This window comes from Cellulophaga sp. 3_MG-2023 (assembly GCF_030546975.1).
Classification (GTDB): Bacteria; Bacteroidota; Bacteroidia; order Flavobacteriales; family Flavobacteriaceae; genus Cellulophaga.
The window spans coordinates 1-25,649 of record NZ_JAUOPS010000010.1 but is presented as its reverse complement, the minus strand read 5'-3'; the positions used below and the strand labels follow the sequence as shown (position 1 = coordinate 25,649).

Sequence of the window (25,649 nt, the reverse complement as noted above, 5' to 3'; positions counted from 1 at the left end):
TAAGGTTTAGTTTGCTTCTTCAGTTTTGTTCTCGTCTTTGTTAAGCAACTTTGCAGATACTTTGTAATCTGCAGTATATATCATTTTTGGTGTTGCCTTTTTTAAATCAAAATAAGCTCTTTTGTACCATTTGGCATCGGTAGCTTTTTTTCTGTAATCTTCATTGGTTTTAGTTGTACCAAATTCTTCATTTATATATGGTTTAATAGCGTGTATTCCAATACCAAAGTATTCTATACGCTCTAAAACCATTGCAAAATCTAACTCAGAGAAATAAAAGTTTTCTTCAGAGTCAAACCCAGTATTTAAATTTTTAAGATCTGTAAAAACGTTCTTCTGTAAAAATTCTAATTTAGTCATAGTTAATCTAAGGTGTATGTATTTTTTAAACAGTAATTTTTATACTGTTATTTTTTTCTGTTTAGTACTTTATATTCTTCGTAGCAACCGCTAATAGCGTCTAAAATTTGTAGGTCGTTGGCAGTTTGTATAAAAGATTTAGAGTAGTTACAGTTGTTTAAAATGTCTTCAATATCTACTTTTTCTAATTGAAGTAATTCTGTTAGTGTTTCTCTATCAAACTTTGCTGCTAGCAAATCTCTAATACGGTCATCTTCTTTAATTTGACGGAGTTTACGCATTTGTGCAGGTTTTTTTCCAAATAAATTACGGAGTAAATCTGCAGGGTTTAATATTGCGCCAAGTACTTTTGTAACTGCACTTGGGTTTTTGTTACCAGCTTCATAACCTGTGTTTAGTCCAGATATTGCGTATTGGTAAGAGTCGTTTAAACTCACGTTTTTAGCGTCTATCTCTAAAAAACCTGTTAGTTGGTATGGTTTAACAACAACTTCTTCTAGCGCAAATGCTAGTTCTGTTAAGGTAATTTCTGTATCCTTAAATTTAAGCATATCGTTAGTTACTTTAATTTTTTGAGATTTAAAACCAAGATACGTTAAGTAAAGTGTGTCGTTAGCAACTGCGGGTATTGTAAACTTACCATCTTGATCTGTAATGGTACCTTTTACTTGGTTTAGGTTTACAATGTGTACGCTAGGCATAGGTTCGTCTGTCTGCGAATTTATAATTGTTGCAGAAAACTCTTTTTTGTTTTCTTTAGCTTTTTTTTCTTGAGAAAATCCAATAAATGTAACTAAACTAAAAAAAAGTAGGATGTATTTGTTCATAAAAAGGTGGTGTCATTTATCTTCTACTAAAAAGTCTAAGATATTAAAGTTTATCTCTTTAGCTGTGGTGTAAGGGTTAAATTTTTGATTTAAGTTGGTAAATAAACAAAAAAAATACGCCGAAGCGTATTTTTTAGTATTCTATTAACTTAAAAAGACTAGTATCTTCTTTTGCTTTTTTTGTTTCCGTATCCTCCACCGCTATCGCGACTTCCTCTACTGTCTTTGCTGCGAGAACGACCTCTGTCTCCACCGCCGCTTCTATTATCTCTTCCTCCACGAGAAGAAGAACGACCTCTGTCGCCACCGCGTCCACCACGATCTCTTCCTCCTCTGCGGCCTCCGCCACCACCAGGGTTGTTAGATATTTCTACGTTAACAAATCTTCCGTCAACTTTAAATTCAGTAAACGTTGCTAATACTTTTTCAGAGTGTTCTGCATCTGTATTAAAGAAAGAGAAACTTTCTTTAACATCTACTTTAAACACATCTTCTTTACCAAGACCAACAGTTTCTTTTAAGAAATCTTTTAATGTCATCCAATCGTAATCATCACGCTCACCAACATTAATAAAGTAACGTACAGAACCACTTGTAGGTATTTCTGCTTTATTTCTTCCGCGTTCATCACGATCTCCTCTTTCTCCACGGTCAGAGCCATTTAAGTCTCTAGTTTTATTGTAGTAGTCAAAGAAACGAGTAAACTCTACAGAAACAATCTTCTTAATAAGATCCTCTTTATCTAAACCTTCTAATATTTCATTAATGGCAGGTAAGTAACTTTCTACTTCCTCATTAATCTTAGTATCTTTAATTTTATTGGCTAAATGGTGCAATTGAATTTCACAAATCTCCATTCCTGTTGGAATCTTTTTTGATAAAAATTCAGTTTGTAGCTTTCTTTCTAAGGCTTTTATTTTACGTAACTCACTACGAGTAACAATAACCATAGATACACCAGATTTACCAGCTCTACCAGTACGCCCACTACGGTGAGTGTATGTTTCTATTTCATCTGGTAATTGGTAGTTTATTACGTGTGTAATATCATCTACATCTATACCACGTGCAGCAACATCTGTTGCAACAAGCATTTGTATTTGTTTTTTACGGAAAGCGTTCATTACCAAATCTCTTTGGTTTTGACTTAAATCTCCGTGTAAAGCACCAGCATTGTAACCGTCTTCAATTAATTTTTCGGCAACTCTTTGTGTATCTCTCTTAGTTCTACAAAAAACAACAGAGAAAATATCAGGATTGGTATCTGCTAATCTTTTTAATGCAGGGTATCTATCTCTACCGCCAACAACATAATACTCATGTTGTACTGTAGTTGCACCTGCATTTTTAGATCCCACTGTAATTTCTTGTGGGTTGTGCATGAATTTTTTAGCAATGGTAGAAACTTCTCTTGGCATAGTTGCAGAGAATAACCACGTAAATTTTTCATCTGGAGTGTTAGATAAAATGTCTTTAATGTCTTCATAGAAGCCCATATTTAACATCTCATCCGCTTCATCTAATACACAGTAATCTAATTTAGAAATGTTAACCATACCACGGCTAATCATATCTTTTATTCTACCAGGAGTAGCAACAACAATTTGTGCTCCTCTTCTAATTTGGTTTGCTTGGTCTGTAATACTAGCACCACCGTAAATTGCAACTACATTAAGTCCTTTTTCGTATTTAGAATACGCTTTAAGCTCGTTTGTAATTTGTAAACAAAGTTCACGTGTTGGTGAAAGTATTAATCCTTGAGTAGTTCTGCTACTAGAATCAATTTTCTGAATTAACGGAAAACCAAAAGCTGCAGTTTTACCAGTACCTGTTTGTGCTAATGCTACAAGGTCTGTGTCTTCATTTAAAAGGATTGGAATTGCTTTTTCTTGTACTTCTGAAGGTGATTCAAACCCAAGATCTACAATAGCATCAAGTAGGGACTTGTCTAGCCCTAATGCTTCAAATTTTGTCATAATATGTTATTCTTAATCGCAAATATGTATGTTACATAGAGCGTTTATCATATTATAACTCAGAGTAACACATGCTATACCAGCGGCGTTTTTAATAAAGTGCAAAAGTACTCTAAATATTTTGAATAACCATACAACATAGATAATACTTGTTTTTATGGTGCAAGACTATAACCATATACAGACATAACAACACCAATAACACCAAAAATTATCATTAAAACTACTAATGATTTTTGCAACTTAGGATTGTCATAAATTATGATGCAGACGGCACCTAAAACAATACTTATTTGAAAAAAAAGAACACCAAAATCAAACTTACGAGTGGCAATATCATATTTGTTAGCAAGTACTTTCCACTCGTTAATACCAGTTATTACGCCCATTTTGCCGTCTAAGTCTTGTGTCCACTCTTTTTTTTCTATATTTTTTGATCCAATTAAAATCTCGTGTTTCTCTGCTTTGTATTTTTCAATTTTAGCTTTCGTTTTTTCAATTTTATTGTAAACAAAATCTCTTTTTTCTTCTGCTATTGCATTTGTATAAAGTAGTGCTTCAAGATTGTCTAATTCACTTTCTTTTAAACTCTCTTTTATGCTTTTAGACTGATACCAGCTAGAATAATTGACCAATTTATTGTGAGCAATCATCATTTCTTCCTCTAATTCGCCGTTTACTAATTGAGAAATAGCCATAAGTGCAGCAAAAAATGCAATAAGTACACCACCATATGCTTCTGCACGTTCAGATGCTACTGAAACTTCTACGGTTTGCTTAGGCATTTTTGTATCCTTTTAAAAAAGTAATTAATTGTTGTGTTGCTTTAGCTCTATGGCTTATTTGGTTTTTTGTACTAAGTGGTAGCTCTGCAAAAGTAAGGTTGTAGTTCTCTGGGGTAAAAATAGGATCGTACCCAAAACCATCTTTACCTTGTTTGCTTTTAGTTATTTTACCGTTTACAACGCCTGTAAATATATGCTGTTCCCCGTTTAAATTTAATGCAATAGCAGTTTTAAAATGTGCAGTTCTATTGTTACTATCACCTAAATTGTATAGTAATTTGTTCATATTATCTTCTGCACTTTTTTGTTCACCGGCGTAACGAGCAGCGTAAATACCAGGTTCACCGTTTAAAGCATCTACTAGTAAGCCAGTATCATCAGAAAAACAAGGTAAGTTATATTTTTCTGTAACGTAATTTGCTTTTTGTTTGGCATTACCTTCTATGGTATCTGCGGTTTCAGGAATATCATCAAAACAACCAATATCTGTTAAAGAAACCAGTGTAATGTTTTTAGGAACAAGAGCCTCTACCTCTTTAAACTTGTTAGTGTTATGCGTTGCAAATACTATTTTCATTGGTGATGCTTATTTGTTTTTTGTAATTCTTTAGGTGAAAACCTAAAAAAACAAGCGCAAAAGTAGTAATTTTATTTTCTTAAAAATAGTAATGTATGTCTTTAAAGCTTCCGCCAGTAGTAGTGGTTTTTGTGTTTGGATTGGTAATGTATGTTTTAGCTAGGTTTTTACCTTTTGGAATTTTTGATTTTTTTGGAAGAACAATGCTTTTAAAAGGTTTGTTAGTGGTTATGCTTTTGGTTTTAGCAGCATCAACCTATAAATTTTTAAAAGCCAAAACAACAGTAGATCCTAAAAACCTTAACAAAACTAGTGCATTGGTAACTACAGGTATTTATAAGTTTACAAGAAACCCAATGTATTTAGCAATGTTGTTATTACTTATTGGTTGGGGTTTATTTTTAAGCAATGCTTTTAATATGTTAATAGCAGCTGGTTTTGTGTCTTATATGAATGCTTACCAAATAAAACCAGAAGAAGAAATGTTAACCCAAAAGTTTGGTAAAGAATATACGAGTTACACTAAAAAAGTGCGTCGTTGGTTTTAATTTTATTATCATATTCTTAATTTAAGGGTGCTTAAAAAACAATTTTTATAGCATATGTGATGATACGCCTTTTTTGCTTTAATTTTATTTTGATTTAACTGCTTAAACACTAATATTTTTTACTTTTACTACTTAAATTTTTTTAAAATGGTAGACCAAGGGAGAAAATATGTTTTTGATTTTGATAGCACTCTAACCAGAGTTGAAGCTTTAGATGTTTTAGCTGAAATTACATTACAAGGTAATGCTAACAAAGATGAAATTATTAAAGAAATACAAGAAATTACCAATCTAGGAATAGATGGCGATATCTCCTTTACAGAATCCTTGGAGAAGCGTATAAAACTTTTAAACGCTCATAAAAGTCATTTAACACAATTGGTAGAAGAGCTTAGAGATAAAATTTCTAAGTCTATAGAAACTAATAAAGAGTTTTTTCATAATTATTCTGATGATATTTATGTTATTTCTTGTGGTTTTAAAGAGTTTATAGATCCTATTGTAGAGGAGTATAACATACCAGCAGAAAAAGTGTATGCTAATACTTTTAAGTTTGATGAGGATGGTAATATTGTTGGTTTTGATGAAGCTAATGTATTGGCGTCTCACAACGGAAAAATTGAATGCCTTAAAAATCTACATTTAGAAGGAGAAGTACAAGTAATAGGAGATGGGTATAGTGATTATGTAATGCGTGAAGCTGGTATTGCAGATAAGTTTTTTGCATACACAGAAAATGTGAGCAGAGACAAAGCTACAGATAATGCAGACCACGTTACACCTAATATGGATGAGTTTTTGTTTGTAAACGATTTACCAAGGAAAATATCATACCCAAAAAATAGAATTAAAATATTGCTGTTAGAAAATGTGCATCCGGCAGCATTTCATAATTTATCTGAAGATGGTTTTTCTGTGGAGTTAGTAAAACACAGTCTACCAGAAGAGGAATTAATAGAAAAATTAAAAGGAGTACACGTTTTAGGTATTCGTTCTAAAACACAAGTAACCAAAAAGGTATTAGAAGCTGCAGATAAGTTATTGGTAGTAGGTGCATTTTGTATAGGTACTACGCAAATAGATTTAGAAAGTGCTAAAAAAAGAGGAGTTGTTGTTTTTAATGCTCCGTATAGTAATACACGTTCTGTTGTAGAGTTGGCTATTGGAGAAATAATCACGTTAATGCGTAATGTATTTCCTAGAAGTCAGGAAATTCATAGCGGGCAATGGAATAAAACTGCTATAAACTCTAGAGAAGTACGTGGTAAAAAATTAGGAATTGTAGGTTATGGTAATATTGGTAAGCAATTATCTGTTTTAGCAGAAGCTATAGGTATGCGAGTGTATTATTATGATGTTAACGACCAGTTAGCACTTGGTAATGCAATTAAATGTAATACACTAGAAGACTTGTTAAATGTGTCTGATGTTGTTACGTTGCATATAGATGATAACCAAGCTAACAAAAACTTTATTGGTGAACGAGAAATTAAGCAGATGAAGAACGGAGCTATGCTTATAAACTTATCTCGTGGTTTTGTAGTAGATATACAAGCTTTAGTAGCAGCACTAAAAAGCGGAAAAATTGGCGGAGCAGCAGTAGATGTTTATCCAGAAGAACCACGTAGTAATGGTGAGTTTTTTACGGAGCTACAAGGGTTAGAAAACGTAATATTAACACCGCACGTTGGTGGTAGTACAGAAGAAGCGCAAAGAGATATTGCAGATTTTGTACCTAATAAAATTATGGAATATATAAACTCTGGTAATACCGTAGATGCTGTAAATTTCCCTAGTATACGTTTGCCAAGACAAACAAATGCGCACCGTTTTTTACATATACATAAAAACGTACCAGGTATAATGGCTAAAATAAATAAGGTTTTAGCAGAATACGAAATGAATATAACAGGACAGTATTTATCTACAGACAATGAGGTTGGGTATGTAATTACAGACTTAGATAAAAAGTACAATAAAGAAGTTATTAAAGCTCTAAAAAAGGTAGAAAACACTATTAAATTTAGAGTGCTTTATTAGTATTGTATGTGTTACAAGTAAATAAAAGGACTGTACTTAAAAGTGCAGTCTTTTTTTATTACATCTTATTCTAGAAAATTTTTAACTACAGTTTTTATAAAAAATATGTTCTTTTTTCTTTTTAATTTATAAGTAATAACATTTCCTAGTTTTGTTTTTAGTTGCTCTATTTCTGTTTTGCTTAAATCTTTAACAGGAGTGTTATTTATTTCTAATATTTGATCATTTAAAGAAACTTTTGCGGTATTAGTTTTATTAGTAAAAGTGGTGCTCACAAATGCCTTTTTACCTCTTTTTATAATTTTAAAGCCATCAGTAATTAATTCAGACGCTACCTTTACTTTATCTCTAGATTGTTCTAGTATTAGCTTGTTCTGGTTACTGTAAATGGTAAAGTGCTTTAGCATTCCGCCTCCTATAAAACCAATAAATTTATTGTTGGGAAAATTGTTTAGTGTTGTATTTGCAATATCTACTAGCACACCATTGTATGTTTTGTTCCCAACAAGTACTTTAGTTTTATTAGTTATAAGTGTATTGTTTAAGCCAGAAGTATGTGCTGTTGGCATAGTTACGTCAACATAACTAAAATTGTCTCTAATACTTTTTTTTAATTCGTGTAAGTTATTGTTGGGGTAGTTTAACAGCGTTACATTTCTGCCATTTCCTGTATCTACCATAAAGTGGCCAGATAAAACTGTGTCACCAATTGTAACTGTACCGTAAATTTCATAAAAACCGTACAGGTATAAATTGTCTTTGTTTTTTATTAATAGGATAGTATTACTTTCTTTTAGGTTCTGCTCTTCATTATTGCTTAGTGTTATTAGCTTTTTATGGTAATCAACTTTTACATTAAATTGTCTAAAAAAGTCTAGGTTTATGGTTGCTTTATGAAAAGCATTAGAATCGTACTCGTTAATTAATACACTTCTTATGTTATCTTCTTTTTTTAAATAGCGATTAAATGTATCTCCTAGAGAGACTGATACATCTTTTTTAATTAAATCTATGTTGTTTTTTATGGCAAATTTATGATCAATATTAAAACCACTAGAGCCGGTGTCGTACATAAAATAACAAGAGGTGTTATTTATTTTACCTTTTATAAAAATTCTGTTTTTAACTAATTTAAAAGGAAGTGTATGTACTATATTTTGAGAAAATAAAGAGGTAGAAAAACTAAATAATAGTATGTAAAGGAGTTTTGTTTTCAATTATTAGTACTATTTAGTAGATGCTATTTTATTTATAATTCGGTTAAAATTTATACTGTCTGATGGTCTTGGAGCGTTTTCTAAAATAATTTCATTGTTTTTGTTTAAAATAGAATATCTAGGAATTGTTTCTACTCTTAAATACTTTAGAAGTTTAGGGTATTTAGTGTTTAATAATAAATACTGTTCTTTGCCCTCTAGTTTAAACTCTAATGTTTTGGATTTTTGTAACCACTGTTTCTGATTTTTATCAATAGAAATGTAAATCCAGCTAACATTTTGTTCTTTAGATAAATTGTTTTTAAAGCTAGAGCTCTTTTTAATTTCAGTAATACAGGGACCGCACCAACTAGCCCAAAAATCTATAACTTTTATTTTATCTTCACTTTGTTTTAAAATATCTTTTAACTGTATGGTGTCACCTTTAATAGTTAACAATTTTTCGTCTAAAACAATATTAGGAAGTTCTAGATTTAAAAGCTTTATTTTTTCTTGAATAATAGTTAATTCATTTACGTAAGATGCATTTTTTAGTAAAGGCTTATACTCGTTAATAACCTTATTAAGTATATCTACATTAGTTTTGCTGTTTCCAAATCCTTTTTCATAATAATCATAAATAAGTCTGCTTATAGCAAAATGCTTTAATTCTCCGTCTAGGTTTTTTTCTATAAAATCTTTTTCTTTTGCAAAGGTTTTTTCTGAATAATCTAGATAATCATAAGTAACAAAATAGTGCCTAATAAAATCAGTAAGGCTTCTTTTAAAATAATCATTATTGATTAATTCTGGTTTTTTAAAGTCAGTTATGGTAACATTGTTAAAGTATTCTTTTGGGTTAAAAATTTCTTCAGATTTTAATTTTTCAGTTTTATTTACTGTAGAAAAAACACTTTCTGTATTGTTAAAATAACTTACGGAGCACTCCGACTTTATATTTCTAGGAGCCATTAAGTTGTATAAATATTCATATTCTATTTCTTGGCCAACAAGACTTTTAAAGTGGTTAGAAACTACATTGTTTTTTATATAAGATTCATAGAATAGTTTTTTTGCGTTATATACATAAGAGCAACTGTCTTTGTATTGCTTAATGTTATTTTTAAACGTAGGCCACTTTAACTGTAAAGAATCTAAAGAAGTGTAGAAATTATAATGAGAAGCATTTTTACCTGAAAATTGTAACAGCCCTTTTTCAGTAGAAAACGTTATACTATCACCAGGAGAAACTAAAACACGAGTGTTGTAAAAGTCATCTCCAAAACTCATTAATTCAATAATTTGTGGGTTTTCTATACTATCTAATATATTATTATAAACACTGTCATATACCTTTTTACTTTGACCCTTGTGGTTAGTTCCGTATAGGTAAGAGTAATTTAGGATGTTAAAAAACTCTAGAGCTTTTTTGTCCTTAGATATTCCGCTAATAACAATAGGTTTAAAATTTTTAGTAGTATTTGTCTGTTTAGTGTTAACAGTGGTGGTTTTGTCTTTTTTGCAAGCAAACAATAAACTAAATACTAGAAACAGTGTTGTGATGTATAATAGTTTATTTTGCTTCATATTAAAAACTAGTTTCTTAGTTCTAAAGTATGGTTTTATATCATTAAAATAAGAATAAGATTGTTAAAAATTAGTTAAAGCTAATTTACCTATGATGATAAGGCTCATTTTTTAAAATAGTAAACCCTCTGTAAATTTGTTCAACTACAAACAAACGTACCATTTGGTGAGAGAATGTCATTTTAGAAAGACTAATTTTTCCTTTAGCAGTAGTGTAAATTGCATCACTAAAGCCATAAGGACCTCCAATAACAAAAACCAATTGTTTAATGCCGGCATTCATTTTCTTTTGTAAGTAATCAGAAAAATCTACAGAAGTAAATTGTTTTCCGTTTTCATCTAAAAGTATAAGCACGTCTGTAGAACTCAACTTTTTTAAAATAAGCTCGCCTTCCTTTTCTTTTTGTTGTGCTTCAGACAGGTTTTTTACATTTTTTATATCTGGTATAATGTCTAAATTAAATTTAATGTAGTGTCCTAATCGCTTTTCATATTCAGCAATTAAAGCTTGTAAATTTTTATTATCGGTTTTGCCAATGGCTAGTAGCTTAATAGTCATACCACAAATATAGTGTCAATTTTTAAAAATTATTAGATAACAACTGCATTATGTAGATAATCAAAAAAACAGTTAAAGTTTAATAAAACAATTTAGTAAATTAGCACAAAACAAAAACAAATTAATGATTTCAGAAGAGCAGTTTCAGAAAGAAATAGACCTAATTATAAGCAATGCAATACGCGAAGATGTTGGTGATGGTGACCATAGTTCTTTGGCTTGTATACCTGCAACAGCAACTGGTAAAGCAAAATTATTGGTTAAAGACAATGGTATTATTGCAGGTGTAGAATTTGCTAAACAAGTTTTTGCCTATGTAGATAAAAATTTACAAGTAGAAACACTTATTAATGATGGTGAAACTGTAAAACACGGAGATATTGTTTTTTACGTAACTGGTAGCTCACAAAGTATTTTAAAAGCAGAACGCTTAGTGTTAAACGCTATGCAGCGTATGAGTGCTATTGCTACTAAAACAAACTTTTTTGTAAAATTATTAGAAGGTACAAGTACTAAGATATTAGATACACGTAAAACTACACCAGGTTTACGTGCAGCAGAAAAATGGGCTGTAAAAATAGGAGGTGGAGAAAACCACAGATTTGCTTTGTATGATATGATTATGCTAAAAGATAACCATATAGATTTTGCAGGAGGTGTAACCAAAGCCATAGAAAAAACTAAAGAATACTTAAAAGAAACAGGTAGAGACTTAAAAATTATAGTTGAAGCTAGAGACCTAGATGAAATTAAAGAAATTTTAAAGACAGACGGTGTGTACCGTATTCTTATAGATAACTTTAATTATGAAGACACAAGAACTGCTGTTGCTTTAATAGGAGATAAATGTTTAACAGAATCTAGTGGTGGTATTAATGAAGATACTATTAGGGAATATGCAGAATGTGGTGTAAATTATATTTCTTCTGGTGCACTTACACACTCTGTTTATAATATGGATTTAAGTCTTAAAGCAGTTTAATGTCGGCAGAAATAGAAGCAAAATTAGCAAAAATACCAGTAATAAACTGGATTGTATCACTCTTAAAAAAAGTGACATTACCGGCTTTTGCAGGTTTGTCTTTGTATGATTTAATAGAGCTTTATCTAAACGGAATACTAAAAGGAACCTTATCTACAAGAGCCAGTGCTATTGCATTTAGTTTATTTATGGCTTTGTTTCCATTATTAATTTTTTTAGTAACATTAATTCCTTTTTTAATACCTTATGTAGATTCTGGTAATCCAGACACCAATTTAAATACAGAGTTTATTGCGTATTTGGAGTATGTGCTACCCAATGCTATAAACGACTATTTTTTTGATCAGATTTATGATGAAATAATGAGTCAAAAACGTGGAGGCTTGCTATCATCTACATTTGTACTGTCTATTTTTTTAATAGCAAACGGTGTAAATGCTATTTTTAGTGGGTTTGAGAACTCGTATCACGTAAGTTTAAATCGCCATTTTTTAAGACAATATTTATATGCTTTAATGGTAGGTTTGCTACTATCTATACTAATAATAGTTAGTGCTATTGTTTATATGTATTTTGAGATTTACGTTATAGAAAACATATCAGACACCACACAAGTTTACTTTGGCACAGGTCTTGAAGAAACAGATATATGGACCACCGAGATTGCTAAAGTTGTTTACTTTACATTTTTGTCTTATTTGTCTATTTCAATACTCTACTATTTTGGTACTGCAGAAGGTAAAAAGACAAAGTTTTTCTCATCGGGTTCACTAATGACAACAATTTTATTTGTGCTAACCTCTTACTTATTTGGAGTTTACGTGGATAAGTTTGCAAGATATAATGAATTGTATGGAGCATTAGGAGGATTATTAATTTTGATGGTTTATATTTGGTTAAATGCTAACATCCTTTTATTAGGGTTTGAGCTAAATGCAACAAAGAACTCATTAAAGAAAAAAATTATACAAAATGAAGAAGAATAAAACATTATTTACCATTGCAATTTTATTTTTTGTAGCTCACATAAGTGTGGCTCAATCTGTTTTTGGAAAGTGGAAAACCATTGATGATAGAAACGGAAAAGAAAAAGCAGTTATTGATGTTTATGAGAAAAACGGAAAAATGTATGGGAAAATAATTAAAATTGTTGATCCTAAACGTAGAGATGCTGTTTGTGAAAAATGTGAGGGCGATTTAAAAAACGCTCCAGTCTTAGGTTTGTATATAATTAAAAATGCAGAGAAGTCTGATAAAAACGAATACAAAGGAAAATATCTTTTTGATCCAGAACAAGCAATGACTTTTAGATGTAAAATTTGGTTAGATCCAGACGATTCAGACAAACTAAAAGTTCGTGGTTACTTAGCATTTATTTATAGAACTCAAACTTGGATACGTGTTAAGGAGTAACATACTTTATGCAGCATTTTATAAATGTAATATTACCAATTCCCTTAGAAAAACTATTTACATATAGTGTAACAAGGGCAGAAGCCAATTTTTTAAAAGTGGGTATGCGCGTAGCGGTACCCTTTGGTAAATCTAAAATACATACTGCACTAGTTGCAGAAATACATAGAACAGCTCCTACTTTATACGACGCTAAAGATATTCATCAAATATTAGATGATGAGCCTATAGTTACAGAACTGCAAATTAAACATTGGTCTTGGGTATCTAAGTACTATATGTGTTCTATAGGTGAGGTTTTTAGGAGTGCTGTTCCTGGTGCTTTTTTATTAGAGAGTGAAACACTAATATTAAAAAACCCAGAGTCTACCGTAGATGAAAATACATTAACAGATGAAGAGTTTTTGGTGTTTGAGGCATTAGAACGACAGTCTATGTTAAAAGTGCAAGAAATTGCGGCTATAGTTGATAAAAAAAATGTACTTCCTATTTTAAAACGTTTGTTAGATAAAAACGTAATTTTAACCAAAGAAGAAGTTCAGCAACAGTACAAGCCTAAATTGGTAAGGTATGTTAAGTTGGGAGAAAAGTACAATACAGAAGAAGAGTTAAGTGCGTTATTAGATTTACTTTCTAGAGCACCCAAACAAAGCAATGTTATTTTGTCTCTGTTTCAGTTGCAAGGAAAAAATCAAAAAAAAATAACGGTAAAAGAGTTAGAAGAGAAGAGTAGGTCATCAGCATCTATCATAAAAACACTTATAGATAAAGATATTCTAGAGGAGTTTTATGTGCGTACAGACAGGGTTGTTTTTGATGCTACAAAAAAGCCTTCAGTTTTAAAAGAGCTTAACCAATACCAAGCAGAGGCTTTAGTGGCTATAGAAGAAAGTTTTGCTGAGCGTAAAGTAACCTTGTTGCACGGTGTAACATCTTCTGGTAAAACAGAAGTATATGTAAAACTTATAGCAGATTGTTTAGCAAAGGGGCAACAAGCTTTGTATTTATTGCCAGAAATTGCTTTAACGACACAGTTAATCGCTAGGTTGCAAAATTACTTTGGAGAACAAGTAGCCGTTTTTCATTCTAAATATACAGTACATGAAAGAGTTGAGGTTTGGAATAACGTTTTAACTAACAAGTCTAAGGCTCAAATTGTAATAGGAGCTAGGTCATCTCTGTTTTTACCTTTTACAAACTTAGGCTTAATAATTGTAGATGAGGAGCATGAGGCGTCTTTTAAGCAATATGATCCGGCACCAAGATACCACGCCAGAGACAGTGCAATTGTTTTAGCAAATTATAGTAATTGTAATATCCTTTTAGGATCTGCTACACCAAGTATAGAGACTTTTTATAATGTTAAGCAGCAAAAATACGGTTATGCACAAATTACCAGGCGTTTTGGAGATGTATTAATGCCAGAGATAGAGTTGGTAGATATTAAAGAGTTAAGTCGTAAAAAAAGAATGAAAGGTCATTTTTCTGAACGTTTGTTGTTAGGTATAACAGAAGCAGTTGAGGAAGGTGAGCAAGTAATATTATTTCAAAACAGAAGAGGTTACGCGCCTATTGTAGAGTGTACAACCTGTGGGCACTCTCCACAATGTCCTAATTGTGATGTTAGCTTAACCTATCACCAATATAAAAAACAAATGCGTTGCCATTATTGTAGTTATCATATGGCTTTGCAAAAAAGTTGTTTGGCTTGTGGTATGGCAACTTTAAACACCAAAGGTTTTGGTACAGAACAAGTAGAGCAAGAACTGCAAGAGTTAATGCCAAACCTTAGAATTGGCCGTATGGATTTAGATACCACAAGAGGTAAACATGCGTATGAGAAAATAATTACTTCTTTTGAGAAACACGAGTTAGATGTTTTGGTTGGTACGCAAATGCTAACCAAAGGTTTAGATTTTGGAAATGTGAGTTTGGTAGGTATCATGAATGCAGATAACCTTTTAAATTTTCCAGATTTTAGAGCACATGAACGTAGTTACCAGCTTTTAGCACAGGTGTCTGGTAGAGCGGGTAGAGCGCAAAAAAGAGGAAAGGTGTTAATACAAACTTACAATCCGTATCATCAAATATTACAACAAGTATCTACTAACGATTATGAGGCAATGTATACAGACCAAATTAATGAACGCAGATTGTTTAAATATCCTCCATTACATAGAATTTTAAAAATAACATTTAAGCATAGAGATTATGGTAAGGTAGAAGATGCTTCAGCTTGGTTTGCAAAGTCTTTGCGTGTAGCTTTTAAAGATGATGTTTTAGGTCCAGAATTTCCCGCAGTAGCGCGTATTAGGAATCAGTATTTGAAAAATGTAGTTTTAAAAATTAAAAAAGATCAGCCTTTAGGAAAAACAAAGGAGTACATTAGAAAAATTGAAAAATCTTTTGATACAATAGGTCAGTTTAAAGGAGTAAGAGTAATTTACAATGTAGATTATATTTAAATATAGGACATAAAAAAAGCTGACGTTAGTCAGCTTTTTTTATTTAGTGTATAATTGTTAAACGTTGCTTAGCGCTTCTGCAAGCTCGGTCTTTTTATTTCTACTTAAAGGTATTTGTCTACCATCTACTTCTACGTTTTTGCTATTAAATTTTTCAACTTTTTCTAAGTTTACAATATAAGATTTGTGAATTCTTAAAAACTTATCTTCAGGTAATTGCTTTTCAAAAGATTTCATTGTAGATAAAATTACAATGTTAGCTTCATCTGTAACAAGCTTAATATAGTCACCTAAAGCTTCAATCCATTTAATATCATTTAAAATAACCTTACGTTTTTTAAGATTACTTTTTACAAATATGTGCTCTTCATCTTCTTGTACTCTATGTAATTGCTCATATTTACCAACGGCTCTTTTTACAGAGGCATCAAACCTACTCATTGTAATTGGTTTGTGTAAATAATCTGTTACATCGTAGTCAAAAGCTTTTAATGCATAATCAGGCTTTCCTGTAATAAGGATAACTTGCGGCGGATTTTCTAAAGACTCTAACAAGTCAAATCCGTTTATAATTGGCATCTCTACGTCTAGGAAAATAAGATCAACTTCGTTGTTCTTAAGTCCGTTTTTGGCTTCTATGGCATTGCTGTACTCAGCTACCATGGCTAGGTTGGGATGATTATTTACCAACTTTGCTACGGCCATACGTTGCATAGAGGAATCATCTACAATTATACATCTTAGTTTCATAAATAAGTTGATTTGTGGGGTTAAATCTCGGCTAAAGTACTAAAAATGTCAGATGAATTGCAAGAAAAGATGTGAACATGCACTATTCTGTTGTGTAATTAGCATTAAACGAGTTATGGTTTGCATTTGGGGTTTAGTTGATTTTTTTTGGGGTTTGGTAGATTTTTGGGGTTTAGTTGAAAATTTGGTTTGTTAATAAGTATTTTAAAGTATAACGAAGATTTTTGTGTTTTCTTGTGAGAATAGAAAAAAATAATTACTTTTGCGGACTGTAAAAAAATTATATAATATGAATCATTACGAAACTGTTTTCATTCTGAATCCCGTTCTATCTGATGTACAGATAGAGGAAACAGTTAAGAAATTTGAAGATTTCTTAATTAAAAAAGGTTCCAAAATGGTTGCCAAAGAAAATTGGGGACTTAAAAAATTGGCCTATCCTATTCAACACAAAAAAAGTGGTTTTTACCATTTGTTTGAATTTACTGCACCTGGCGATGTAATTAATGGCTATGAGCTAGAATTTAGAAGAGATGAACGTGTTATGCGTTTCTTAACTGTAAAGCTAGACAAGCACGCAATTTCTTGGGCAGAGAGAAGAAGAACAAAATTAAAAACTAAAGCTTAAGGATTATGTCAGCTATTGAACAACAAGCAAAAGGAAAAAAAGACGGAGAAATCAGGTATTTAACTCCGTTGAACATTGAGACTAACAAGCAGAAAAAATACTGTAGATTTAAAAAATCAGGTATAAAGTATGTAGATTACAAAGATCCAGATTTCTTAATCAAGTTAGTTAACGAGCAAGGTAAATTACTTCCAAGAAGACTTACTGGAACTTCATTGAAGTATCAAAGAAAAGTGGCTGTTGCTGTAAAAAGAGCACGTCATTTAGCATTAATGCCATATGTTGGCGATTTATTAAAATAAAAAAAGCTAAGCAATGGAACTTATATTAAAACAAGACGTACAGAATTTAGGTTTTAAGGATGACGTAGTAGAAGTAAAAAACGGCTACGGAAGAAACTTTCTTATTCCTAAAGGATTAGCTGCTCTTGCTACACCATCTGCAAAGAAGGTTTTAGCAGAGAACTTAAAGCAAAGAGCTCATAAAGAGAAGAAAATTGTTGATGAAGCTAATAAAACTTCTGAAGCACTTAAACAATTAGAAATTAAAATACCAGCTAAAGTTGGTGTTGGTACTAAATTGTTTGGATCTATCTCTAATATAGATTTAGCTGCAGCTATTGAAAAAGCTGGTCAGTCAATTGACAAAAAATTCATTACTATTAAAGGTGGTGCTGTTAAAAGAACTGGGCCTTACAACGCTCAGATTAGATTACATAGAGAGGTTATTATAGAATTTCCTTTTGAAGTTGTAGCAGAAGCTAAATAAATAGTTAATACAATGTTAATAGAAAAAAGAGTTATGCGCGCATAACTCTTTTTTTTTGTTCTAAATTTAGCCTATCTAAAAATAACTAACTTAGAACAATATGAAAAACTATTTATTTTTTTGCTTATCGTTTTTGCTTGTAAGCTTTGCAGCTAGTGCACAGGTTACAACCTCTAACATTAAAGGTTTAGTTGTAGACGACCAAGCGGCTCCTCTTATGGGAGCAAATGTTATAGCTGTACATACGCCAACAGGTACAAAGTATGGAGGTATAACAAATGATGAGGGTAGGTATAACCTATTAAATATGAGGGTAGGTGGCCCTTATACAATTACTGTGACTTACGTAGGTTTTGAAAGTCAAGCAAAGAATAATGTTTACTTAACTCTAGGTAAAACATTTAACTTCAACGTAACTTTAGCAGAGTCTAGTCAAATGCTAGATGAAATTATTTTGGTTCAAGACCAAAGCGGTACTTTTGGTAGTGGTCGTACTGGTGCAGAAACAAGTGTTGGTAGTAGAGAACTTACTAAATTACCAACAATTTCTAGGTCGGCTTCAGATTTCACAAGACTAGAGCCAACGGCAAGTGGTGATTCTTTTGGAGGTCGTAATGATCAGTTTAACAATTTTTCTTTAGACGGGGCAATTTTTAATAATCCTTTTGGATTAGATTCTCCTACTCCAGGTGGTCAAACAGGGTCACAACCAATTTCTTTAGATGCAATAGAGCAAATACAAGTAAGTACTGCTCCTTATGATGTTACCTTATCTGGTTTTACTGGAGCTTCAGTAAATGCAGTTACAAAAAGTGGTACAAATGAATTTCATGGTACTGTTTATGGTTTTTTTAGAAACGAAGATTTAACAGGTGGTAAAATTAAGGGTGAAGATGTAATTAAGCCTAAATTAACTCAAAATCAATATGGTGTAAGTATTGGAGGTCCAATTGTTAAAAATAAATTGTTCTTTTTTGCAAATTTTGAAAAAGAAGAAAGAGATGATTTAGGTACTAACGGGTGGATTCCTAATACAGGTTCTGGTAGTATTGGTGAATCTAGAGTTTTAGAGAGCGATTTAATGGCTGTGCAATCTGCTTTAGCTGGTATTGGTTATAATACAGGTCGTTATCAAGATTTTACCTATGGTGGGGAGTCTACTAAAGGTATATTTAAATTAGATTGGAATATTAATGACAATAACAGGTTAGCTGTTATTTACAATTTTTTAAATTCGTCTAAGGAAAAACCTGCTCACCCAACAGCTATTAGGCAAAGGGGACCAAACTTTACAACTTTACAGTTTGAGAATTCTGGATATGAAATAAATAACAACTTAAAATCTTTTCAGATAGAATTAAATTCTACTTTGTCTGAAACTATGACAAATAAATTGCAAGTAGGTTATTCTCATTTTGATGATTTTAGAGATGCTTTATCTTCTCCAATTCCAGCAATGACTATTCAGGATGGTAATGGGTCTAATTATATTGTGGTAGGTCACGAGCCTTTTTCAATTAACAATACATTAGATCAAAAGGTTTTTCAATTTTCAAACAACACAAATATCTTTAAAGGAGATCATACCTATACTATAGGTTTCTCTTTTGAGAAATTCGATTTTAAAAACTCATTTAACCTTGGAGCATATGGTTATGGTGATGCCAGAGGTTATGCGGGTGCTTTTGGTGCATTTGGTAGTTTAGCAGATTTTCAATTAGCAATAGATAACGGTTTAATTTCTGATGCTATTACAAATGCTGAAGGTATAAATACAGCAAACAATGCTAATGATACTTGGAGTTTGGCAGAAACTAGTGTTGGTCAAATGGCATTTTATGTGCAAGATGAGTGGAATGCTACTGAGAATTTTAAATTAACTTACGGAGTTCGTTTTGATAAGCCTTTGTTTTTTGATACTGCAGACAAAATACGAGAAAACATTGCAAGAAAAGGTACGTATGTGCCTAGTATACCTTATTACAATCCAGAGACAGGAGAAGAGGTGTTTATAGATTCTGAAGAATTGCCAAGTAACCAATGGTTAATTTCTCCTAGAATTGGTTTTAATTGGGATGCAAAAGGAGATAATTCTTTACAAGTACGTGGTGGTACTGGTTTATTTACTGGTAGATTGCCATTTGTATGGTTAGGTAACCAAGTGCAGGGTGTAGATGTGTTTTATTACCAAACGGTAGATCCAGATTTTAAATTTCCACAAGTGTGGAGAACTAATTTAGGTTTAGATAAAAAGTTTGAAAACGGTATTATTGGAACTTTAGATGTTTCTTACACTAAAGATTTAAATGCTGCTCACGTTCAAAACTGGGGATTAAGAGAGCCAACAGGTACATTAGTAGGTCCTGGTGGAGATAGACCTGTTTATTTATCTGGTGATACAGGTAATAATGCTTATGTGTTTACAAATTCTGATAAGGGTAGAGTGTTTAATGTTTCTTTAAAAGGACAAAAAACATTTGATAATGGTTTGTATGCAATGGTTGCTTATAGTTATTTAAATGCGCAAGATGTAAACTCTATTGAAGCAGAAATTACAGGTGATGCTTTTGAATTTAATCCTAATGCAGGTAATGCTAATTCAGATGTATTAAGTCATTCTAAATATGGAGATACACACCGTTTTATTGGTGTTCTTTCTAAGAATTTTGAGTACGGACAAGGAAAATGGAATACAACAATTTCTACATTTTTTGAGTATGCTAAAGGAGCAAGGTATAATTATACGTATGCAGGTGATATAAATGGTGATGGTTCTGGTCAAAATAACGATTTATTATATGTACCTACTTCATCAGAAATTAGTCAAATGCAATTTTCAGGTGCAGGACAAGCAGAAGCTTTTGAAGCGTATATTCAGCAAGATGATTATTTAAAAGATAATAGAGGTGAATTTATGGAGCGTTACGGAGCACTAGCGCCATGGAGAGGTCGTTGGGATCTTAAATTTTTACAAGATTATAAGTTTGCTAATAACAATAAAATACAATTTAGTATAGATGTGCTTAACGTTGGTAACTTAATTAATTCAGATTGGGGTATTGTACGTCAGCCTAATAACATTAGTCCGGTTGGTGTTAGTTTTCCAGATGCTAACCCAGACCCAGAGGTATATGAAGCAGACCGTACACAAGAGCCAACATATACTTTTGATCCTAGTTTAACTAAGACAAATGGGTATGATGCTAGTTTATTGTCTAGATGGCAAGCGCAATTTGGTTTACGTTTTATCTTCTAAGAAAATAAAATAATTTTAATTATTAAAAGGCTATGCTTATGCATAGCCTTTTTTTATTTTTGCAAAATGAAATATGCAAGACTAACAAAACAACAACTAGAAGAATTACAACCTGAGTTTGTAAACTTTTTAGCATCACAAACAATAACTGCTGAAGAGTGGGATACTTTAAAAAAAGAAAAACCACAAGTAGCAGAAGAAGAGTTGGATGTTTTTAGTGATTTAATTTGGGAAGGTGTATTAACTAAAGTACAATATTTAGAAAATGTATCTGCACAGCAAATGCATTTGTTTCATTTAGAGGAAAAAGAAATGAAACTGCTTTCTGTTAAGGTTATGAATCCAGATGTAGACTTAACTACAGAATTAGGTTTTAGTTGGTTTAAGAAAAATTGGCAGTCAGACTTTGTAGAGTACTTAACAGCTTCTAAAATTTATACAGAAGATAAAAATTTAGATAAGTTTAATTTAATTAAGCAAGGAGCTGTAATTACCAAAGGAGATTTATATAAATGGTTTGATAATATTATTAGCTAATCTAAGCTAAATCAACTATCAATAAAACAATATTAATAGCTTTTTAATAGAGCATCAAGAGTGGTTATCATTCTACATATTTAAAATTTATGGCACAAAAACCATCAATACCAAAAGGAACAAGAGATTTTTCTCCATCAGAAGTAGCAAAAAGAAATTATATTTTTGATATCGTAAAAAAGCATTTTCAGACTTTTGGTTTTCAGCCTATAGAAACACCTTCTTTTGAAAACTCACAGACCTTAATGGGTAAGTATGGTGATGAAGGAGATAGACTTATTTTTAAGATTTTAAACTCGGGAGATTACTTAAGTAAGGTTAATGATGAAACTTATACAGAGAAGAGTTCAACTTCTCTAACAGCTAAAATATCAGAAAAAGCATTGCGTTATGACCTTACCGTACCTTTTGCACGTTACGTAGTAATGCATCAGAATGAAATTGATTTTCCTTTTAAAAGATATCAAATTCAGCCTGTTTGGAGAGCAGACAGACCACAAAAAGGTAGGTTTAGAGAATTTTTTCAGTGCGATGCGGATGTTGTGGGTTCAGATTCTTTATTACAAGAAATAGAGCTGGTGCAATTGTATGATGCTGTTTTTACAGATTTAAAGCTTACAGGAGCAACAATTAAATTAAACAACCGTAAAATACTTGCTGGTATAGCAGAAGTTATAGGAGCAAAGGAACGCTTAATAGATTTTACTGTTGCTTTAGATAAGTTAGATAAGATAGGTGTAGACGGTATTACTAAAGAAATGCTAGGAAAAGGTATTTCAGAAGAAGCAATACAAAAAGCAACACCTTTATTTTCTTTATCTGGCACAAATAAAGAACAATTGCAAGTTTTAGCAGAGTTGCTTAAAGATTCTGAAGAAGGTAAAAAAGGAGTAGAGGAGCTTACTTTTATTATTGATGCAGTTGAAAAATTAGGTTTGCAATCTGCTAATCTTACCATAGATGTTACTTTGGCACGTGGATTAAATTATTATACAGGCGCTATTTTTGAAGTGGCTGCCCCAAGCGGAGTAAAAATGGGCTCTATTGGTGGTGGTGGCCGTTATGACGACTTAACGGGAATTTTTGGTTTAAAAGATGTTAGTGGTGTAGGTATTTCTTTTGGTTTAGATAGAATTTACTTGGTGCTAGAAGAGTTAGGTCTTTTTCCAGAGGCTATAGATAAGTCGTTGGATGTGCTTTGTGTTAATTTTGGCGATAAAGAAGCTTTTGCGGCTTTAGAGTTAATTACAGAATTACGTAAAAACGGAGTCAAGGCAGATGTGTACCCTTCATCAGTAAAAATGCAAAAACAGATGAAGTATGCTAATAAGCGTAATGTTCCTTATGTTATTATAATAGGAGAACAGGAATTATCTGATGGTAACTTTGTTGTAAAGAATATGGAAAAAGGAGATCAGCAAACATATAAATTATCTAAAGTGTCTGAGTTTGTAGCTGCGCTATAAGAATTATAACAGATTCAAATTTTATAAAACTGCTATTCAACTTATTTGGGTAGCAGTTTTTTTTAATTCGTTTTTTTATCAGTTTAAAAATTACAAAAGTTTTTCTATCGCTTCTAAAACAGTATTGTAATACGTTATATTATGTGGGACATACAGTTTCTTTTTCTCGGTGCTCCTTAATTCCAATTTAAAATCCGAAATAAGTTTAAGTTGTAAATTTTCAACTTCACTATCTTGTTTTGTTAGTGAATTTAAATCTGTTTTTAATTTACATATAAAAGTGTGATGAAATTCACAATCTATCAAATCATCAGAATGTTTTTGGGTAGACTTAAAACAACCTATTTTTAATAAATCAGTCTTTAAAACAGTAATACCTATTTCTTCTTTAATCTCTCTTAAAGCAGAATCAATAATGTTTTCCCCAGCGCCAATATGTCCTGCTACAGAGATATCCCAGAGTAGAGGAAATGTATCTTTGCTTTTGGCACGTTGTTGCAGTAGAATTTCTTTTTTGTTAGTGTAAAACCAAATATGTGTTGTTTGGTGAAACCAACCATTTATGTGGGCTTTAGACTTTAAAGCTGTTTTTCCGGTAAAATTACCCTTACTGTCTAAAATATCTATAAGTTCATCCATATGGCAAAAGCAAAAAAAAAAGCCTCTTTTGTTATAAAAGAGGCTTGGTGTTATTAATCAAAGTAACTAAAAGTTTCTCCGTCTTTAATATTTAATAGTGTTTCGTAAATTAAACGAATCACGTTTTCAACATCATCTCTATGTACAGTTTCTACAGTTGTGTGCATATAACGTAGCGGTAAAGATATTAGTGCAGATGCAACTCCTCCGTTACTATAGGCAAAAGCATCAGTATCTGTACCGGTAGATCTAGACGCTGCCATACGCTGAAAAGGTATTTTGTTGGCTTCTGCAGTTTCTATAATGCGCTCTCTAAGTTTGTTTTGTACAGCAGGAGCATAAGAAATTACAGGTCCAGAACCAATTTCGGTAAAACCTTGTACTTTTTGCTCAATCATAGGAGTAGTGGTGTCATGGCAAACATCGGTAACAATAGCAACATTTGGTTTTATGGTTTGCGTAATCATTTCTGCACCACGTAAACCAATTTCTTCTTGTACAGAGTTGGTAATGTATAAACCAAAAGGTAATTCTACTTTGTTCTCGTGTAATAAACGTGCAACTTCAGCAATCATAAATCCGCCAGCTCTATTGTCAATAGCTCTACAAACAAATTTGTTTCCGTTTAAAACTTTAAAAGTGTCAGGGTAAGTAATCACGCAACCAACATGTACACCCATTTTTTCAACTTCTGCCTTGTCCTTAGCGCCTATATCAATACAAATATTGTCTAATTTGGGAGCTTCTTCTTTTCCTTTGTTTCTAGTATGTATGGCTGGCCATCCAAAAACACCTTCAACTATACCATTTTTTGTATGTATGTTAACCCATTTAGATGGTGCTATTTGGTGGTCGCTTCCACCGTTTCTAATAACATATAGTAATCCATTGTCAGAAATGTAATTTACATACCATGAAATTTCATCAGAGTGTCCTTCTATAACAACCTTATATTTTGCATCAGGATTAATAACACCTACAGCAGTACCGTATGTGTCGGTAATAAAAGTATCTACATAAGGTTTTAGGTAGTCCATCCAAATTTTTTGCCCTTCCCACTCGTAACCCGTAGGAGCGGCATTATTTAAATATCGTTCAAAAAAATCTAACGATTTCTCTGTAATAATCTTCTTTGCGCTCATAAACGTATATATTTAGATACAAATTTAATAATATTCACTTTTAATTAATAATATCATTACGTCTTTATCGTTAATTTTACGAACCATATATATTGTATGAAAATAATAAAAGGCATATCATTTATAACGTCGTTGTTGTTTACGCTCTTAAGCACAGCGCAAATAGAGTCTCAAAAAGACTCTGTAGATTTGGAGTTATATAAGATAGAAGGAGATTCTGTTTATGATACATCTATATCTTTAAATGAGGTTTATGTATTTGGACCATTAAAATTTGCTTCCAAAGAAGAGAAATTACGCTATTATATACTAAGAAGAAAAACATTAAAGGTGTATCCTTATGCAAAAATGGCAGCAGAAAAGCTAGTTGTGTTAAATGACAGTCTGCAAAAGTTAAATAAAAAGTCTAAAAAACGAAAGTACACCAGGAAAGTTCACAAAGAAATTGAGGATCAGTTTTCAGAAAGACTAAAAAAATTAACCCGTACAGAAGGTCAAATTCTAATAAAACTAATTAATAGGCAAACGGGAGATACTGCTTTTGGTCTAGTAAAAGAACTCAGAAATGGTTGGAGGGCGTTTTGGTACAATACTTCGGCTAAGTTTTTTAAAATAAGTATAAAGGAAGAATATCATCCAGAAAGTGTACATGAAGACTACTTAATTGAGGATATTTTACAGCGTGCCTTTGCAAAAGGACGACTAAAAGAGCAGCCTACAGTCTTAAATTATGATTATACTTCACTGAGCAACAAGTGGATATATAAAAAAAAGTAGTTCATATCTCTTGTTTCATTTCAAAAAACATATTATATTTAATGCCCCTTTTAAAGGTGTTGTTGTTTTTTAGGTTGATGATCGCCATTCAATAGTTAAAGTAATAGGGTTTAAGGGTAGTTAAAACTCGCGGGCTGATATTTTTTTAAAAAGCATCAAAAAAGAATAGGTTTTAAACGTCTGAAAAATAGCGCAGTAAAGCTTGTTTTAAAAATACTTTTAAAAAAGATGCAAAAAAGACTTGTGGTGTTAGAAAAGCTGCCTATATTTGCACCCGCTAACGGAAAAACAAACGTTATTAAAGTTAGCAAAGTTCATTGAGAAAAGCGTAAAATTAGTTTAAAAATAAGGTTAAGAAATAAGTTAAAAAA

General features: G+C 31.8%; 24 protein-coding genes. 13 read left to right on the top strand and 11 right to left on the bottom strand.

Going from position 1 to position 25,649, the window contains the following annotated elements; all coding sequences use genetic code 11:
• Window positions 1-6: 6 nt before the first annotated feature.
• The 5 genes from Q4487_RS16730 to Q4487_RS16710 form a co-directional block, all read right to left on the bottom strand.
• Window positions 7-360, bottom strand: coding sequence for a hypothetical protein (locus Q4487_RS16730; protein WP_100895323.1), 354 nt, complete (start codon window positions 358-360; stop codon window positions 7-9).
• 47 nt (window positions 361-407) lie between these two features.
• On the bottom strand, window positions 408-1,187 hold the full coding sequence (locus Q4487_RS16725; RefSeq protein ID WP_303545433.1) for a carboxypeptidase-like regulatory domain-containing protein: 780 nt from the start codon (window positions 1,185-1,187) through the stop codon (window positions 408-410).
• 158 nt (window positions 1,188-1,345) lie between these two features.
• Window positions 1,346-3,163, bottom strand: coding sequence for a DEAD/DEAH box helicase (locus tag Q4487_RS16720; RefSeq protein ID WP_100895325.1), 1,818 nt, complete (start codon window positions 3,161-3,163; stop codon window positions 1,346-1,348).
• 155 nt (window positions 3,164-3,318) lie between these two features.
• A complete protein-coding gene (locus Q4487_RS16715) occupies window positions 3,319-3,948 on the bottom strand; it encodes a DUF4337 domain-containing protein (protein ID WP_303545437.1) in 630 nt (209 codons plus the stop codon).
• On the bottom strand, window positions 3,941-4,525 hold the full coding sequence (locus Q4487_RS16710) for a non-canonical purine NTP diphosphatase (RefSeq protein ID WP_303545440.1): 585 nt from the start codon (window positions 4,523-4,525) through the stop codon (window positions 3,941-3,943). The genes Q4487_RS16715 and Q4487_RS16710 overlap by 8 nt, the downstream gene beginning before the upstream one ends.
• A 95-nt stretch (window positions 4,526-4,620) precedes the next feature.
• On the opposite strand from Q4487_RS16710, the gene Q4487_RS16705 reads away from it, so the two are divergent.
• Both Q4487_RS16705 and serA read left to right on the top strand, forming a co-directional pair.
• On the top strand, window positions 4,621-5,073 hold the full coding sequence (locus Q4487_RS16705; RefSeq protein WP_100895328.1) for an isoprenylcysteine carboxylmethyltransferase family protein: 453 nt from the start codon (window positions 4,621-4,623) through the stop codon (window positions 5,071-5,073).
• A 147-nt stretch (window positions 5,074-5,220) separates the two neighbouring features.
• Window positions 5,221-7,113, top strand: a complete 1,893-nt coding sequence (gene serA / locus Q4487_RS16700) for a phosphoglycerate dehydrogenase (RefSeq protein ID WP_303545443.1) — start codon at window positions 5,221-5,223, stop codon at window positions 7,111-7,113.
• 65 nt (window positions 7,114-7,178) lie between these two features.
• Here the strand turns inward: serA and Q4487_RS16695 are convergent, their stop codons facing one another.
• The 3 genes from Q4487_RS16695 to rlmH form a co-directional block, all read right to left on the bottom strand.
• Entirely contained in the window at window positions 7,179-8,330 is a 1,152-nt protein-coding gene (locus tag Q4487_RS16695) for a hypothetical protein (RefSeq protein WP_303545446.1), read from the bottom strand.
• 9 nt (window positions 8,331-8,339) lie between these two features.
• On the bottom strand, window positions 8,340-9,896 hold the full coding sequence (locus tag Q4487_RS16690) for a thioredoxin-like domain-containing protein (RefSeq protein WP_303545449.1): 1,557 nt from the start codon (window positions 9,894-9,896) through the stop codon (window positions 8,340-8,342).
• Between the two features lie 85 nt (window positions 9,897-9,981).
• Window positions 9,982-10,455 carry a 23S rRNA (pseudouridine(1915)-N(3))-methyltransferase RlmH gene (gene rlmH / locus Q4487_RS16685; RefSeq protein WP_303545452.1) on the bottom strand — a complete coding sequence of 158 codons (474 nt, stop codon included), beginning with the start codon at window positions 10,453-10,455 and terminating at the stop codon, window positions 9,982-9,984.
• Window positions 10,456-10,579: 124 nt separating this feature from the next.
• Between rlmH and nadC the strand changes: the two genes are divergently transcribed.
• From nadC to priA, 4 genes are read left to right on the top strand one after another with little or no spacing between them, the layout of a single operon-like run.
• Window positions 10,580-11,437, top strand: coding sequence for a carboxylating nicotinate-nucleotide diphosphorylase (gene nadC, locus Q4487_RS16680; protein ID WP_100895333.1), 858 nt, complete (start codon window positions 10,580-10,582; stop codon window positions 11,435-11,437).
• Window positions 11,437-12,423 carry a YihY/virulence factor BrkB family protein gene (locus Q4487_RS16675; RefSeq protein WP_100895334.1) on the top strand — a complete coding sequence of 329 codons (987 nt, stop codon included), beginning with the start codon at window positions 11,437-11,439 and terminating at the stop codon, window positions 12,421-12,423. Before nadC ends, Q4487_RS16675 begins: the two co-directional genes overlap by 1 nt.
• Window positions 12,410-12,850, top strand: coding sequence for a DUF2147 domain-containing protein (locus Q4487_RS16670; RefSeq protein WP_303545457.1), 441 nt, complete (start codon window positions 12,410-12,412; stop codon window positions 12,848-12,850). The genes Q4487_RS16675 and Q4487_RS16670 overlap by 14 nt, the downstream gene beginning before the upstream one ends.
• A gap of 8 nt (window positions 12,851-12,858) precedes the next feature.
• Entirely contained in the window at window positions 12,859-15,315 is a 2,457-nt protein-coding gene (gene priA / locus Q4487_RS16665; RefSeq protein ID WP_303545460.1) for a primosomal protein N', read from the top strand.
• Window positions 15,316-15,372: 57 nt separating this feature from the next.
• Here the strand turns inward: priA and Q4487_RS16660 are convergent, their stop codons facing one another.
• A complete protein-coding gene (locus tag Q4487_RS16660) occupies window positions 15,373-16,065 on the bottom strand; it encodes a LytTR family DNA-binding domain-containing protein (RefSeq protein WP_100895337.1) in 693 nt (230 codons plus the stop codon).
• Window positions 16,066-16,354: 289 nt separating this feature from the next.
• On the opposite strand from Q4487_RS16660, the gene rpsF reads away from it, so the two are divergent.
• The 6 genes from rpsF (at window position 16,355) to hisS (ending at window position 22,720) form a co-directional block, all read left to right on the top strand.
• Complete coding sequence (gene rpsF / locus Q4487_RS16655) at window positions 16,355-16,693, top strand: 30S ribosomal protein S6 (protein WP_013619894.1); 339 nt, start codon at window positions 16,355-16,357, stop codon at window positions 16,691-16,693.
• Window positions 16,694-16,695: 2 nt separating this feature from the next.
• The gene (gene rpsR / locus Q4487_RS16650; protein ID WP_170854752.1) at window positions 16,696-16,995 is read left to right on the top strand and encodes a 30S ribosomal protein S18; all 300 of its coding nucleotides are present in this window, start codon (window positions 16,696-16,698) and stop codon (window positions 16,993-16,995) included.
• A gap of 13 nt (window positions 16,996-17,008) precedes the next feature.
• Window positions 17,009-17,461, top strand: coding sequence for a 50S ribosomal protein L9 (gene rplI / locus Q4487_RS16645; protein WP_303545463.1), 453 nt, complete (start codon window positions 17,009-17,011; stop codon window positions 17,459-17,461).
• 100 nt (window positions 17,462-17,561) lie between these two features.
• Entirely contained in the window at window positions 17,562-20,717 is a 3,156-nt protein-coding gene (locus Q4487_RS16640; RefSeq protein WP_303545465.1) for a carboxypeptidase regulatory-like domain-containing protein, read from the top strand.
• A 66-nt stretch (window positions 20,718-20,783) separates the two neighbouring features.
• The gene (locus Q4487_RS16635; RefSeq protein ID WP_303545466.1) at window positions 20,784-21,254 is read left to right on the top strand and encodes a DUF6495 family protein; all 471 of its coding nucleotides are present in this window, start codon (window positions 20,784-20,786) and stop codon (window positions 21,252-21,254) included.
• Window positions 21,255-21,343: 89 nt separating this feature from the next.
• A complete protein-coding gene (hisS, locus tag Q4487_RS16630; protein ID WP_303545468.1) occupies window positions 21,344-22,720 on the top strand; it encodes a histidine--tRNA ligase in 1,377 nt (458 codons plus the stop codon).
• A gap of 90 nt (window positions 22,721-22,810) precedes the next feature.
• Here the strand turns inward: hisS and Q4487_RS16625 are convergent, their stop codons facing one another.
• Complete coding sequence (locus tag Q4487_RS16625) at window positions 22,811-23,359, bottom strand: NUDIX domain-containing protein (RefSeq protein WP_303545470.1); 549 nt, start codon at window positions 23,357-23,359, stop codon at window positions 22,811-22,813.
• Window positions 23,360-23,412: 53 nt separating this feature from the next.
• Window positions 23,413-24,501, bottom strand: coding sequence for a M42 family metallopeptidase (locus Q4487_RS16620; RefSeq protein ID WP_100895343.1), 1,089 nt, complete (start codon window positions 24,499-24,501; stop codon window positions 23,413-23,415).
• A gap of 96 nt (window positions 24,502-24,597) precedes the next feature.
• On the opposite strand from Q4487_RS16620, the gene Q4487_RS16615 reads away from it, so the two are divergent.
• Window positions 24,598-25,278 (top strand): DUF4294 domain-containing protein, encoded by a 681-nt coding sequence (locus tag Q4487_RS16615; protein ID WP_303545475.1) that lies wholly within the window; start codon window positions 24,598-24,600, stop codon window positions 25,276-25,278.
• Window positions 25,279-25,649 lie beyond the last annotated feature (371 nt).